The sequence below is a fragment of the Neobacillus sp. NPDC093182 genome, from assembly GCF_044754045.1.
Map to the genome: position 1 here is coordinate 154,907 of NZ_JBIVOI010000001.1, position 14,136 is coordinate 169,042.

At 39.2% G+C, this 14,136-nt stretch carries 13 protein-coding genes, 1 pseudogene and 1 riboswitch; of the genes and pseudogenes, 3 read left to right on the forward strand and 11 right to left on the reverse strand.

Annotated features, from left to right (window positions below):
- The first annotated feature begins 156 nt into the window (after positions 1-156).
- On the forward strand, positions 157-564 hold the full coding sequence (locus ACIQAA_RS00820; protein ID WP_402613704.1) for a reverse transcriptase-like protein: 408 nt from the start codon (positions 157-159) through the stop codon (positions 562-564).
- Between the two features lie 5 nt (positions 565-569).
- Positions 570-1,496, forward strand: a pseudogene (locus ACIQAA_RS00825) (DMT family transporter).
- A 34-nt stretch (positions 1,497-1,530) separates the two neighbouring features.
- Here ACIQAA_RS00825 and ACIQAA_RS00830 read toward each other — a convergent pair.
- Together ACIQAA_RS00830 and ACIQAA_RS00835 are read right to left on the reverse strand one after the other, a co-directional pair.
- Positions 1,531-1,812, reverse strand: a complete 282-nt coding sequence (locus ACIQAA_RS00830; RefSeq protein WP_402613707.1) for a DUF6123 family protein — start codon at positions 1,810-1,812, stop codon at positions 1,531-1,533.
- Between the two features lie 15 nt (positions 1,813-1,827).
- Positions 1,828-2,334: a divergent PAP2 family protein gene (locus ACIQAA_RS00835; RefSeq protein ID WP_402613709.1), complete on the reverse strand. Its 507-nt coding sequence runs from the start codon at positions 2,332-2,334 to the stop codon at positions 1,828-1,830.
- 86 nt (positions 2,335-2,420) lie between these two features.
- Here ACIQAA_RS00835 and sspL point away from each other — a divergent pair, with 86 nt between their 5' ends.
- Positions 2,421-2,558, forward strand: coding sequence for a small, acid-soluble spore protein L (sspL, locus tag ACIQAA_RS00840; protein ID WP_034674074.1), 138 nt, complete (start codon positions 2,421-2,423; stop codon positions 2,556-2,558).
- Between the two features lie 107 nt (positions 2,559-2,665).
- Here sspL and ACIQAA_RS00845 read toward each other — a convergent pair whose 3' ends face one another.
- The 9 genes from ACIQAA_RS00845 to ACIQAA_RS00885 form a co-directional block, all read right to left on the reverse strand.
- Positions 2,666-3,442 carry a TatD family hydrolase gene (locus ACIQAA_RS00845; RefSeq protein WP_402613712.1) on the reverse strand — a complete coding sequence of 259 codons (777 nt, stop codon included), beginning with the start codon at positions 3,440-3,442 and terminating at the stop codon, positions 2,666-2,668.
- A complete protein-coding gene (locus ACIQAA_RS00850) occupies positions 3,399-4,187 on the reverse strand; it encodes an ABC transporter ATP-binding protein (RefSeq protein WP_402613714.1) in 789 nt (262 codons plus the stop codon). Before ACIQAA_RS00850 ends, ACIQAA_RS00845 begins: the two co-directional genes overlap by 44 nt.
- Positions 4,184-4,951: an ABC transporter permease gene (locus tag ACIQAA_RS00855; RefSeq protein WP_402613717.1), complete on the reverse strand. Its 768-nt coding sequence runs from the start codon at positions 4,949-4,951 to the stop codon at positions 4,184-4,186. The genes ACIQAA_RS00850 and ACIQAA_RS00855 overlap by 4 nt, the downstream gene beginning before the upstream one ends.
- Entirely contained in the window at positions 4,948-5,238 is a 291-nt protein-coding gene (locus ACIQAA_RS00860; protein ID WP_402613719.1) for a thiamine-binding protein, read from the reverse strand. The genes ACIQAA_RS00855 and ACIQAA_RS00860 overlap by 4 nt, the downstream gene beginning before the upstream one ends.
- Positions 5,239-5,249: 11 nt before the next feature.
- The gene (locus tag ACIQAA_RS00865) at positions 5,250-6,251 is read right to left on the reverse strand and encodes an ABC transporter substrate-binding protein (protein WP_402613721.1); all 1,002 of its coding nucleotides are present in this window, start codon (positions 6,249-6,251) and stop codon (positions 5,250-5,252) included.
- Between the two features lie 128 nt (positions 6,252-6,379).
- Positions 6,380-6,491, reverse strand: a riboswitch (TPP riboswitch).
- Between the two features lie 220 nt (positions 6,492-6,711).
- Entirely contained in the window at positions 6,712-7,605 is an 894-nt protein-coding gene (locus ACIQAA_RS00870) for a 5'-3' exonuclease (protein ID WP_402613724.1), read from the reverse strand.
- Between the two features lie 55 nt (positions 7,606-7,660).
- Positions 7,661-8,488: a sulfurtransferase gene (locus tag ACIQAA_RS00875; protein WP_402613727.1), complete on the reverse strand. Its 828-nt coding sequence runs from the start codon at positions 8,486-8,488 to the stop codon at positions 7,661-7,663.
- An 18-nt stretch (positions 8,489-8,506) separates the two neighbouring features.
- Positions 8,507-12,178 carry a dynamin family protein gene (locus ACIQAA_RS00880; RefSeq protein WP_402613730.1) on the reverse strand — a complete coding sequence of 1,224 codons (3,672 nt, stop codon included), beginning with the start codon at positions 12,176-12,178 and terminating at the stop codon, positions 8,507-8,509.
- A gap of 298 nt (positions 12,179-12,476) precedes the next feature.
- Positions 12,477-14,105, reverse strand: a complete 1,629-nt coding sequence (locus ACIQAA_RS00885) for an acetate--CoA ligase (protein ID WP_402613733.1) — start codon at positions 14,103-14,105, stop codon at positions 12,477-12,479.
- Positions 14,106-14,136: the final 31 nt, after the last annotated feature.

Below are 14,136 nucleotides of genomic sequence, written 5' to 3' on the forward strand. Positions count from 1 at the left end.
AGTAAGAATGAATGATTGGCACTTTCTTACAATATGTTTAAACATCTAATCTTAGCATACCCATATCAACAAAGTAGAAATATGAAAAATATATTTCCTGCGTTTTGTGTTAGATTATGATAAACTTTCAATTAATATGAAACTGGAGGGTCTGCTTTGATTGAAGTTTATATCGACGGTGCCAGTGCTGGTAACCCTGGACCAAGCGGTGCTGGAATATTTATTAAAGGGAATGGAACAGCAGAAAAATATTCCATCCCACTCGGCATGTTGTCAAATCATGAAGCAGAATATCATGCTTTTATAAAAGCGTTAGAAATCTGCTTAGAAAAAGGATACGCGCATTCAGTTGTATCCTTTCGAACTGATTCAGAATTAGTCAATAAAGGCGTTGAAAAGGAATTTGTAAAAAACAAATTGTATGCCCCGCTGCTAGAAAAAGCATTACAGCTATCCAAACAATTTGATTTATTTTTTATGAAGTGGATTCCAAGTATCGAAAATAAAACAGCCGATGAATTAGCGCGTCTTGCAATCCGAAAAAATACATTGGAGGAAGAGTAATCTTCATGAGAAAGCCTATTTTTGCTGAGTTCAGCTTACTATTTGTCACATTTATTTGGGGTACAACCTTTGTTCTTGTTCAAAATGCAATTAGTTTGCTCGAACCATTTTCCTTTAATGGAGTCCGCTTTCTGGCCGCAGCAGTCATGCTTTTATTCTGGCTATTCCTCTTTGAACGAAAGCAGCTAGCTTTATTGAATATAAAAATGCTTGCCTCCGGTGTATTTATTGGTTTCTGACTATTCCTTGGCTACGCAACTCAAACGATCGGACTATTATATACTACCACTTCTAAAGCAGGATTTATTACGGGGTTAAGCGTAATTTTCGTCCCACTGTTTTCGATGTTTTTGTTAAAACAGTTTCCAACCAGAAATGCAGTAATTGGAGTTTCGATTGCAGCCATTGGCTTATTTCTGCTTACGATGACAGACGTTTCCTCTTTAAATATTGGAGATGGTTTTGTGTTTATTTGTGCGATTAGCTTTGCTCTTCAAATTATTTTCACGGGAAAATTCTCAAGCAAATATCCAGCCTTATTGTTAACGGTCATTCAAATTTCCACAGTGGCCGTATTATCAATCCTATCCGCCTTTATTTTTTAGGATTGGAGAAAATCACTTAATCCTGAAATTATACTCTCACAAGATGTGATTGTGATTGTGGCTCTAATGATCACCAGTGTGCTGGCTACGGCCCTAGCGTTTTTGATTCAAACGAATTTTCAAAAATACACTACAGCTACAAGAGTGGCATTAATATTCGCAATGGAGCCTGTATTTGCAGCCATTGCCGGTTATTACTGGGCTGATGAACGCTTATCTGTCAGCGCGCTATTTGGCTGCTTGCTTATCTTTGCAGGAATGATTTTTGCAGAGCTTCCTGCCAACAGATTTCCTCTGCTTAGGAAAAACAAGAGCTTTCAAGGGTAAAACAAAAATCCTCCTTTCTAGGGAGGATTTTTGCTTATATTGCCACTAGTTCTCTTTCTTTAACGAACTTTAGGGCCGCATTTCTTGTTTGTATTTTGCTCGAAACAAGGGTTTCTAATAATGACACATAAAAGCTGCCATCAAAGGTTTTCTGGGCTTTTAATGTGATCTCTATTGCGGAATTAATCAATTCATCGGAAGCATTCGTGTATTGTTTTCCGAAATAAATAAAACCGATTGCATCCTCTTGAAATTGAAAACCTTTTCCTTCCAAATAATGCAAGTACTCATCAACTGTCCGCACTGGCTTCTCCATCCCTCTCCAAGCAATCTAAAACCATCTACTATCCGATTTTAACTTAAAATTCGACATTTTTCTACTATTTTTTGTGCATATATGCCCAACCACTCCTACTAATGCCCCAAGGAGTGCACCACCGATTACTTCTTCGGGCTGATGTCCTAACATTTCCTTCAACTTTTTTGGAGCTTCTTGTTCAAATTCTACACTTTCTTCTTTATCTACTTTTTCCATTAAATCATGCATAGAATTCACCTTTAAGGTAAGTTCACCTGTCTGCCGCCGAATACCTTGAGCGTCATACATAACAATCAGCCCGTAAACTAGGGATAGGGCAAAATCAAATGTTGGTAGCCCTCGTTGTAAAGCAATATAGGTGGTTAGTGTAGAAACTCCGGCTGAATGGGAGCTTGGCATTCCACCCGTTTGGAAAAAGAGGTCTGGGCGCCATTCTTTCTTTTTATAGTAATGAATGGGGATCTTTAAGCCCTGTGCTAAAGCAATACTTGATAGGGCTAAATAAACACCTTTGTTCATTTTTATCACCTCTTATCTTTATTGTTTAGAAAGTTGAGTTTTATTATTCCGAGTGGAAATACTAAAAAAATGGGAGGTGAACAGCGGTGAGTAAACACGGTTCAAGAAATCGCGGTGTCAAGGCGCCTGGAGTTAATCCACAAGGCTATGGTCAGGATGCTGAAATGACAGAAGATCCTAAAAGTAAATTAGAAAATGCTGCTAAAAAAAGCAACACTAAATAAAAATGGAAAAGGCTGTCCCATCTATGGGACAGCCTCATGTTTCAGGATTAAAACATTTACCCTTTTATAAAGAAGATGTAATGAATCCAATATTAGCACCAATTAATCTATATATTAAAAAATTTTTTTGTATTGTTTCGAATCTCCGTATTTATATCACGAAAATTCATACCTTTGATTTCCGCTATTTTTTTAAGCGACTCCTTCATCATAAGGGGGTGTGTCCTTTTTCCAGAAAATGGACCTCCGAAAGGCCATGGGCCATCTGTTTCAACCATAATTTGATTAATCGAATAATTTCGAACTAAAGTGACGTTTTCAGGTTCTTCCATGGCAACCTCCGGAGTAACTGAAACAAAGTATCCGTTTGCCAACATTCTCTCGGTTGTCCGCTGATCCCCTTTAAACCAGTGAAAATGAGCCTTAGAAACAGAATGCTTTTCGAGAAGATCACAAACAACTGGGGCATCAGCATAGACTGCATGAAGAGAGATTGGCTTTTCCCATTCTTTCGCTAGATTCACAAATACTTCAAGCAATTCAATATAGCGGCCATAGTCCTTTTTTGTGACTTTATTTTCTGCCCTCATAAAAAATGGCAGCCCTATTTCGCCTACAGCAATCATTTTGTCTTTGTTAATTCTCATCCAGTTTATTAGTTCATCAAGTTCTTTTTCTGTTGGCAGAAGCTGCTCAGGGTGAAAACCAAATGCTGGTTTTACGATAGGAAATTGTTCCGATAAAACTAGATTCCTTTTACAGGAATCCAGATTCATCGAAACTGAAACCAGTGCTTCAATGGTTTCATTCTCCTCAGCTAGCGCGGCAATTTCACTGTCATCATATTGATCTAAATGAATATGTGCGTCTATTAGCTTCCCCATCGTTGTCACTTCCTACGTTTTTTAATGAATAAGTAACAGTCCGCTTCCATTTTAGAAATTTATCATCTAAAAACAAGCTTTCATCCCGCGGGCGTTTGAACGGGACCTCGAATTCCGCTGCCACTTTTGTTGGCTTTGCGGAAATCACAATGATCCTGTCCGATAGAAACAATGCTTCTTCTATCGAATGAGTAACAAACAGCACGGTCCGGCGAAAATCCTCCCAAATCGAAAGAAGCCATTTTTGCATCTCTAATCTTGTTAATTCATCAAGCGCCGAAAAAGGCTCATCAAGACAAATAAGAGATTGGGGGCTGAGAAGGGCGCGTATAAACGCGACGCGCTGCTTCATTCCGCCGGAGAGTTCTTCCGGACGAGCATGAACATAGTCAGCAAGACCGGCTTTATGAAGCATTTCGATCGCTTTATCACGATCCTTTTTACCCTGCAGTTCAGCTCCGAGCAATACATTTTGCAAAACAGTCCGCCAAGGCAGGAGGGAAGACGTTTGCGGCATAAAACTAATCGAGCCGCGTTTCCCAATAATATTATTCCCTTCAAGTTGAATGACGCCTTTATCGGGAGTCATGATCCCGCCAATTAAGTTAAAAATTGTACTTTTTCCACTTCCGGATGGACCTATAATGGTAACAAACTCTTCTTTTTCAATCGAAAAAGATAAATCTGAAAGAACCTCATTTGGTCCAAAACTTTTTACAATGTGATCAACCAGTAAATGACTCACTCCACGCTGCCTCCCTTGCTTTGCCAACGAATGAAATACTTTTCGGCTGCAACTATAACTGCAAAAAATAAGAGACTTAGTACCATGATCGATAGAATGGCAACGAATACCTTGTCTGTCCTAAATGAAGAAGACGCTAAGGTCATATAAACACCAATTCCTTTTTCCGCTCCGAGCCATTCAGAAATGACAGCCCCCATAACACTATAAGTTGCTGAAATTTTTAAGCCCGAAAAAATGGATGGGAGTGCATATGGCCATTCCAGCTTCCAAAACAATTGAGACTTTCCAGCCCCAGCCATCAACATATAATGTTTATGGGAATATGGAACTTGTTTAAAACCGTCTAAAGCTGCCACAGTGATTGGGAAAAAACAGGTAAGGGTAATTACAATTATTTTAGGTAATAATCCAAATCCAAACCATATGACGAGCAGGGGGGCGAGGACAATAATCGGAACATTTTGTGATAAAATAAGTAACGGATACACTGAGTCTCGGATCCAAGGGACCAAATGCAGCAAGACAGCAACAACTAATCCAACAGTAGTCCCTGCCAAAAACCCCTCTACCGCAATTGTCGCTGTTGAGATTAAATCTGGATAGAACGATGTCCAACCTGAAATAATCTCATTCAATATCTTTGTAGGTGCCGGTAAGAGCCAATCTGGTACTTTCGTTATCTTTACAATGATTTCCCATAAAATGAACAAAAGAAGGAGAACCGCAATCGGTCTCCATCCTTTACTAATTAAATAGTTCATCGATATTTTTCCGTCAGGGTTTCTAGCGTAATACCTGCTGGCTGGTAAAGTACTTTAATTTGAGAAATCACATTTTTACTGCCCATTTCCATCATCCGTTCGTTCATTTTTTCAATGATTGAAAACAAATGGGATAACTCGCCTTCCATTGTTGTCTCTAACGGATGGACCTCATATTTAACCCCGGACTCAGCAATCACTCGAATTGCTTCGTCCACATATGGAATTACATCTCCACCATCAGACGGCTTCGGGATAATTTGTATACTGACTAGTGCATTTGCCATAGTAACCTCTCCTATTCAGGTAAGAACTCATTCGTAAAAGCTTTTTTAGCTTCTAATTCTTTTTCTAGTAATCCATTTTCAAACATCCAGGAAGCATAGTTCTCCCAAACCTCAAGCTTTTGTTCACCCCAGCGTGGTGCATCATCCTGGTATTTAGGCGCTAACCATTCTTGACTCTTTTTCACTAGCTCCGGATCTAAATCTGGCGCTGCTTTTAATAAAATATCTGCTGCATCACCTGGGTTTTCGATAGCAAATTCATACCCTTTAGCAGCTGCTTTAACAAAAGCTTTTACCGTGTCAGGGTTTTCTGAAATCATTTTTTCATTTGTTGTTAATACAGGCGTGTAATAATCTAGTTTTTCTGAGTAGTCTGTTAAATATACCATGTTTATTTTCTCACCGCGCAGCTCTGCCTCAACTCCGGTCCACCCATAATATATCCAAGCAAAATCAATATCTTTTTTAACCGCGGTAAAGAAATCCGTGTCTCCAATATTGATAATTTTCACCTTCTCAACATCGGCATTTTCTGTTTTCATTAATGAATCGATTACAGATTTTTCTGCAGGTGATCCCCATCCGCCATATGTTTTACCTGCAAAATCCTTTGGTGTAATAATGTTTTTATCTGCAGGAGAGGCGAATCCAGATGTATTATGCTGAATTACAGCTGCAATTGAGACAAGCGGGACACCTTGAATCCGAGCCTGTGTTACACCTTCTTGATAGCCAACCCCAAATTGTGATTTTCCGGATGCAACTAATTGGTCAGCACCTGCTTCACCCGGCATAATAATATTGACATCAAGGCCTTCTTCTTGAAAATAGCCTTTTTCCTTCGCAGCATATAACCCTGTATGGTTCGTGTTTGGTGTCCAATCTAATACAACCGTAACTTTTTCTAGGTTCTTTTTATTGTCTTGCTCACTTCCCTGTGAATTTTCCTTAGTATTTGTACCACAGCCTGCAATTAACAAGACAGATAGTAACAAACTAAACCATGTCTTCACTCTTATCATCCTCTTTTATGTAATTTGCAGGAAATAGGCTTGGATAACATTTCACGTTTTTCACTTAAAAGGACGTCTTTAAAAATAAAAAAGCGCCCTAGTTTTAAGCATGGGCGCACACTAACAAAGATCGTTTGTTAAATATGTTCCCTCCGCTGGTGTTAACCAGATCAGGTTCAAAGGGTCATTATCTCATGGATAACCTCTCAACCGGCAACACCGGCTCCCCTATTTTTTAGTCAATTTCCTACCATCCTTTATATTATAATTGCATTTTAGCGATTATCCTATTAAAAAGCATTATAAAAAGTTTTTTTCTCCGGAGTCACCAATATATTCTCACCAACGAAATGAAAGCCTATTTATTAATATTTCTCGCGTCTTTCAATAAAGAAATCCCGACGCTTAATAAGTAAATTATATGGAAGGAGGCTGTCCCTAGTTGGGACAGCCTCGGATTTTAGGAAACAAACGATGCTTCAAGCGGCAGCAAGCGCTGCAAGCCGCGAAGTTCCAGTTCATTTAATTTATTTAAAGCTTTTTCTTTCTCAATCTTCAATCCGGCTTCAGTAAGGTTACACGTTACAGGGACGTCACACTTAATTTCCGCAAGCATACGTGATAAGTGGAGCATTTCTAAATCCTGCTCAATTTTTGTTTTATGAGATTTTGAAAGACGATCAAGATTGGATATGATCCCCTCAACATGCTCAAATTCCTTTAAAAGCTTAAGAGCCGTTTTCTCACCAATTCCCTTCACTCCAGGATAGTTGTCACTAGGATCTCCCATTAAAGCTTTTAAATCGATCATTTGGCGCGGTTTGATTCCTTTCTCCTCAAAGAAGGTATCAGGAGTATGAACAAGGTAATTCCCATAGCCTTTTTTCAATAAAATGACCGAAATACTTTCATCCAACAGCTGAAGGATATCTTGGTCACCCGTTAAAATGGAAACATGTGCATGTTCCCTGGCTTGATATGCAATCGTTCCTATGCAATCATCTGCTTCATAGCCCGCCAACCCGATGTTAGGGATGTCAAAGGAGGAAACTACTTCTTTAACTAAATCAAATTGAGGGATTAATTCGACTGGTGCTTCACCGCGATTCCCTTTGTAGGCGTCAAATAATTCAGAGCGAAATGTTTTACTGCCCATATCCCAACAAACTGCTACGTGAGAAGGATTAAAGTACGAAACCGCAGTAAATAAATGTTTTATGAATCCGTGAATTCCATTCGTCGGAATTCCTTTTGAATTTATCATAAACTGACCTGTTACAGCCGTAGCGTAAAATGCACGAAATAACAGCGCCATTCCATCAACTAGCATAAGTGAAGGTTTTTGATTTTCCAAGGTATAGACCTCCTATCGTATAAAAACAATACGGCTAATATTATAACATAAAAACTTACTCTATTTTGTTTTCTTGATAGGAAATCCAGTCGCTAAAACTTCCCAAGTAAAGTTTTACCTTTTCAAAACCTGCTGCCTTTAATGCTAGATAATTGGGTGCAGCCGTAACGCCCGACCCACAGTAAACAATGATTTCGCTTTCAGGATTAATGTCTGTAAAGCGTTGTTTTTGAATGTCTGCAGGCTTATAGTATCCGGCATTTAGACCTTCAAACCATGGCTTATTAATTGCTCCAGGGATTCGTCCGGCTTTTTTATCAATGGGTTCCTCTAAGCCTAAATAGCGTCTTTCTTCTCTCGAATCAATTAAGATTGTATTTGTATCCTGTTCATCCGCCACTGCTCTTACTTCATCTATACTTGCAAGCATGGCGAGATTAATCTCGGGTTTAAAGGTGGTTTTTTTGAAAGCAGGGACATCTGATGTTACCGGGTAATTTCCTTCCCGCCAGCCTTTAAAGCCGCCATCCAAAACAAATACTTTTTCATGTCCGAGATATTGCAGCAGCCACCAAAACCTTGCAGCAAACGCACCTTCACCTTGATCATAGGAGATTACTGTTGTGTTTTCATCAATACCTGCATGTTCAAGTTTATCACTAAACGCTTCGATGTCAGGCATTGGGTGCCGGCCGCCGTGTTCAGCGGCCTCGCCCGATAAATCTCCCTCAAGATCAAAATAGCAAGCACCAGGAATATGAATGTTTTCATATTCCTGTCTGCCTTTTTTAGGGTCGGCTAAAGAAAAAGTGCAGTCCACAATACGGACATTTTGCTCATTTAAGTTTTTTAACAGCCATTCTTTGTCGATTATTAGATTCATAGCCATCCCCCCAATGAATTAAAACTTAGACTCTTCAAGCTTTTGGTAAACTTCTTGTAATTTTTCGATGGATACGCCGCCATCTAAGGCGGTAAGAAGACTTAAATAAAAATCCTCTGCCTGCTGCTCTATTTGGGTGATTAATTGTTCAAATTGGCCGGACACAATACCGGAGTAATATTCAGCTAGTTTTTGACCTTCAGATTTCAGATAATCATCCGCAGGGACATTTAAAACTTGATATAGCTCATCACTCATATGCTTCTTTTCATTTTTTTCAAAAAAGGATTTTGGATTTTTAAAATAAGACAGTGCTTTTGTAAACAGCTGTTTATTTAAATCACTGAAAGCTAGAGGAAACTCAATCTCCTCTTCATGTTTCATCTCAAAAGTTGAAAATGATAAGTCTTTATTTATTTCCTTCATGCTTCGAGTTAGGCCAGTATAATAATCCGCTAAAACTTTTCCAGCAAAAGAGTCTAGTCTAACTGTTGTTGCTCGCAGCTCCTGTGCGAAATCGAAGCCTAGACTTTCCAACAGCTCATCCAAAGCTGATTGTAACGCCTTCTTTAAATTTCTTCCGTCATCTCTTAACAAAGCAGGATTAAAGGATTCTTTAAAAAAGTCACCAAACCGGAGGAATACTCTTTGTTTAATATAGTAAAGAAGTTCTTCACACTCCTGGGTTATTCTTTTTTGTAAACCATCTGGTGTTTGCTTTTCCAGTAAAGTTTTAATCATCGCTTTTTGTTTTTCAATTTCAGTACGTTTTTTGTCCTTAACGGATTGGTCTTCTTTCGAATTCTCAACTAGTTTTCCTACTAATTCATAAACACGATTTAATTCGTTACCTGCTGATGTAAGAGCCATTTCCGTTAAATCATTTGAAATAAAATGATAGAAATCCCCTTCAAAATTCCCCATGCCCGACTTTGCATTTGTGTTTGGTTCTAATTTTTCCTTTAGGGCCAGCAAGCTAGATAATGGATAGAGGTGTGGTTTCCGGATCCCATATTTTATTAATTGCTCCGTTACATATTCCGCAACGGTTTCCTTCTCTTCTTCATTTTCAGCTAAGTCAATCGCATTAATAATAAAGAACATTTTATCGAGCTGGAAGGATTCCTTTACCCGGCCGAGCTGGATTAAAAACTCTCTGTCCGCTTTTGAAAAGGCATGGTTATAATACGTAACGAACAAAATCGCGTCAGAATTCTTAATATAATCAAATGCTACTCCAGTATGTCGGGCATTAATCGAGTCCGCCCCTGGTGTATCAACGAGGGTAATCCCTTTGCGAGTCAATTCACAATCATAGTACAGCTCAATCCATTCAACAAAGCAGGACTTTTCTTCCAGCGCCACGAAATCAGCAAATTCGTTTAAGCCCGTTTCCAAGACTGTTCCGAGCTGCTTTCCATGGAGGAGAAAGCCCTTTTTAAATGCTTGTAAAAATGCATAGTGTGTCTTTTCTGCTATTCCTTCCTGCCCCTTTTCAAGCATGACCTTATCTATCTCTTTTGCAGCGCCTTCTAAGGCAGATGTTTGCAGGTCAAATAATTTTAATGAACGGTTTACGTCCTCGAGCAAGGCGTTTTCTTCCTTAAATTTCACAAGCACCGTGCCATGCTGATATTGATCGGTTACAGGCTTAATTTTATTAATGGCCGCAGTTGTCGGATTAGGCGAAACCGGAAGTACCTTTTCCCCCATAAGTGCATTGGCAAAAGAAGACTTTCCGGCACTGAATGCGCCAAATAAAGCAACAGTAAATCCTTTATGAGCCAATCTGTCAGCTTTGTCTTCTAATTCCTTAGCGAGCTTTTTAAAACCAGGCAGACTGTCAATAAGCTTTGCAGATTGATCTAATCGAGCTACCATGCTCTGTAAATGACTTCTTGCTTTTTCGGTTTCATTTTTCTTAGTTACAATATTTCCCGCCTGGGTTACAGATGGCAGAGGCTTGCTCTTCTCAACGGCTTCTCTCTCCGGAAGTGCCTTCCCATGTACGACTTCAGCCTCTTCCTCCTCCTCTTGATTAAATAGCAAGTGATCGTCACTTATGGTTTCCGTTGATTCATTTAAAAACCTGCTTACGGCAGCTTCTTTTCTTGCTGTTTCTTCTTCAAAATTGTTCTTTTCAGATAGTGCACTAACATATTTTTCAATACTTTTAAACTCTTCTTGAAACATTTCGGTCAATGTTTTTGTCTTTGCTGCTAATACAGGCATGAGCGCAAGTTTAAAATCTAGAACACCCTCGCGTGCTATTCTTTTAATTCCGTTCGCTAAGTCCTCTGTGTAATGAAGCACATATTCACCAGATAAACGGGCTCCCTGCTTAACTGTTTGAACAATTAAGTCGAGCGGAACTTCGATAGAAAAAGATTGTGCTTTATTTTGCAGCTCCTGTTCATCTAAACTATTGTTCTTTAGAATCGCGATTAAATATTCACGCAGGTGCCATTCAAGCTGTGATTTTGTTTTTTCCTGAAGGTCCTGGTACAGCCGCTCCAGCCGTGCATTCTTTTCCTCAAGTGTTTTTTGTTTTGAGAAAAGGAACCCTACCTTAAATTCTGGCTGTGAGGCTTCAAGAAATGCTTCCGCTAATTCTCTTGTTTGAAATGGCATTAAATAAGCATTGTTTAAAATCTTTGCTATTTCATTGTCCATTTCCTTATCTGTTTCCTCGACGCCTTTTTCAAGAGTTTTTAGGTTTGTGCTGAGGGATTGATAGGTTTGTGTTAATTGCTGTTTATCTTCCTCAGGCAGCTCATTTAGCACTTCAAAAATAGGCTGAAGTTCCTCTTCCCGTCTATTTCGTTCTTGATCTAGATGATCTTGTGCTATTTTTTTCAAAGAATGAAAAATGGATTGATGCAGAAGTTGATCCTTATTCTGCAATTTCTGTGCGATAAATGCTTTTAATTCAGTAAATTCATTCAATTTATGGTCTTGGTACTTTAATGAAGTATAAAAGATACGTGCTGGCTTGACTCCCCAAGCAGCAAAAGAATCCGTGACGCTGTCTTGAAATTGAGCGAACGAGAGCTCCTCTTCTTTGTGCTTATCCACCTGGTTAATAACGAGATAAACTTCTTTTCCAGCTTCCGTTAACTCTTTTGTGAATAAAAAGTTCAGCTCTGCTTGAACATGGTTATAATCCATCACGTATAAAACTAAATCTGCCAGGTGAATCGCGGATTCTGTTGCGACCTTATGTGCGTCATCAGCAGAATCGATTCCAGGTGTATCCATAATAACGGTATTAGCAGGCAGCTGGGAATCTGCATGGCTGATTTCGATTTCCTCGATTTGGTCACCGTCCTTGCAGTAATTCTTTACTAATTCATAATCATATGGTGCTAAGTACACCCGCGGCTTCTCATTTTTGAAAAAAACCTTCGCATATTCCTCACCTGATTTTACCTTTACGAGGTTCGCACTGGTGGGAATCGGGCTCGATGGCAGCAAATTCTCGCCGACCACTTTGTTAATCATCGTTGATTTTCCAGCTGAAAAGTGACCGCAAAATGCAATCATAAACTCCCTATTTTGCAGTTTCTTTGCTAACTGCTTTGTTTTTTCTGCGTTTTCCGTATCACCTTGTTCAATAAGATAGTCATATATAGCAAGGATCTTATTTTTGAGTGATAGAATGGTTTCTTGTTTATTAGCCGTTTGCACCATAGTCTTTTTCCCCTTGTTCACAACTTTGTAATATTTTATATTTTATACGATAATTCAAACTTTTCCTATCGTGAAAACTTAAATTGTTAACATAATATTCACGCATTCTTTTTTCTGCTCAGGTACTATTGAATTATTAGATTAAGAAGGAGGTAGAAAATGGTATATAAGGAACGTGTTACTTAGATTCAGAATCAGCTAGGTCAAATAAAAAGAAGCGACACCGAGACAAAAAGAGAAGCTACCCACCAATTTGAGCAGCTCATTAGAAAACAATCTATATTAAATCCAGCAGCTTTTATTTACTAGCTGTTTGCTCATTCGCCCTCAAAAGGTAGCGCTGAATTTTTCCACTTGGTGTTTTAGGAAGGCTATCTATAAATTCAACTTCTCTAGGGTATTGATGTTTAGATAATTTGCTTTTAACAAACAGACTTAATTCATTTGCTAGTTCGTCAGAAGGTTGATAGGTCGGATTTAGGATTACATAGGCTTTAACGATTTCCCCTTTGGTAGGATCTGGTTTTCCAATAACAGCTGCTTCTGAAACTGCAGGGTGCTCGATCAGGCTGCTTTCTACTTCGAAAGGACCAATCCGGTATCCTGCACTCGAAATAATGTCATCCGCGCGACCTTTGAACCAATAGTACCCATCTTCATCCTGGCTCGCGAGGTCTCCTGTTAACAGCCATTTTCCCTTTATTTTTTCTTCTGTTTTCTCAGGATTATTCCAGTATCCTAGGAAAAAATATGGAAATGCAGTTGTATCAACCGCAATTTGTCCCACTTTCCCTTTCTCAACTGGGTTCCCTTCTTCATCGATCAATGCAATATTAAACCCAGGAGACGGCAGACCCATTGATCCTGGTTTTACCTCCATGTCTGTTACATTAAAATTGTCGACAATCATCCCTGTTTCTGTACAGCCATAGTGATCATAAATCTCTCTTCCGAAGGTGTCTTTAAAGAAACGGACCACTTCCGCATTTAACGGCTCACCCGCACTGCTGAACTTTTTCACACGGATGTTATATTTCTTCGCAAGATCATCACCATAGGTCATCATCAATCGATAGGCTGTTGGGGCATACGCAAAGTTCGTGACCTCGTATTTTTCCAATAAGGAATACACCTTTTCAACATTAAAGGAACCTTTATAAACAAGAATTGAAATGCCAAAGCTTAAAGGAACGAAGGTACAATTAATCAGCCCAAATGCCCAACCTAAATCTGCCCCTCCATACATGGTGTCATCGTCCTCGACGCCGATTCCGTAGCGAACGTATGGGTAAGAACTAAGTAAAATTTTATGTGCCCATGCTGCGCCTTTCGGCATTCCAGTCGATCCAGATGTATACTGAATCACGCATGGGTCCATCACGTTTGTTGGTTCCGTTTGATGCTCATCTGAAAAAGAATCAATGAACTCCCAAAAGGTTGATCCATTAGCTGTTAATCCGTCTATCAAAAGAAGTTGACTAGGAACCGATACTTTTTCTAGTTTCAGTCCTTGTTCTTGATTTGTTACTAATATTTTACAATCACAATCTTCTAAGCGGTATTTGATCGCATCATGAGCAAAAGCTGTAAACATAGGGACATAAATGGCCCCTATTTTCCATGTTGCGATTACCGTAATAATTAATTCCATGTCCTTCCCGAGAAGCCCTGCCACTCGGTCCCCTTTCTGTACCCCAACGGACCTAAGTGCATTTGCCATCTTATTCGATTGTTCTTTTAGCCTTTTGTAGGTCCATACATCTGTGTTTCCCTCTGCATCTTCCCAATAAATTGCAATCCGATTCGGGTCTTCCGCCCAGCGATCACAGCATTCATGTCCCATATTAAACTTTTCTTGTACGTTCCAGTCAAAAGTTTTAACAACCTTTTCCCATGAAAAACCATCTAGGAGTTCTTGATAATTCATTTTCCATCACCTCGTATATGTGAGTCTATTT

What these genes read in the sequence shown, in the direction of transcription:
- ACIQAA_RS00830 (WP_402613707.1), bottom strand. Translation starts at nt 1,812, where the DNA reads ATGGAGAAGCCAGTGCGGACAGTTGATGAGTACTTGCATTATTTGGAA.
- ACIQAA_RS00835 (WP_402613709.1), bottom strand. Translation starts at nt 2,334, where the DNA reads ATGAACAAAGGTGTTTATTTAGCCCTATCAAGTATTGCTTTAGCACAG.
- ACIQAA_RS00845 (WP_402613712.1), bottom strand. Translation starts at nt 3,442, where the DNA reads ATGGGGAAGCTAATAGACGCACATATTCATTTAGATCAATATGATGAC.
- ACIQAA_RS00855 (WP_402613717.1), bottom strand. Translation starts at nt 4,951, where the DNA reads ATGAACTATTTAATTAGTAAAGGATGGAGACCGATTGCGGTTCTCCTT.
- ACIQAA_RS00860 (WP_402613719.1), bottom strand. Translation starts at nt 5,238, where the DNA reads ATGGCAAATGCACTAGTCAGTATACAAATTATCCCGAAGCCGTCTGAT.
- ACIQAA_RS00875 (WP_402613727.1), bottom strand. Translation starts at nt 8,488, where the DNA reads ATGAATCTAATAATCGACAAAGAATGGCTGTTAAAAAACTTAAATGAG.
- ACIQAA_RS00880 (WP_402613730.1), bottom strand. Translation starts at nt 12,178, where the DNA reads ATGGTGCAAACGGCTAATAAACAAGAAACCATTCTATCACTCAAAAAT.
- ACIQAA_RS00885 (WP_402613733.1), bottom strand. Translation starts at nt 14,105, where the DNA reads ATGAATTATCAAGAACTCCTAGATGGTTTTTCATGGGAAAAGGTTGTT.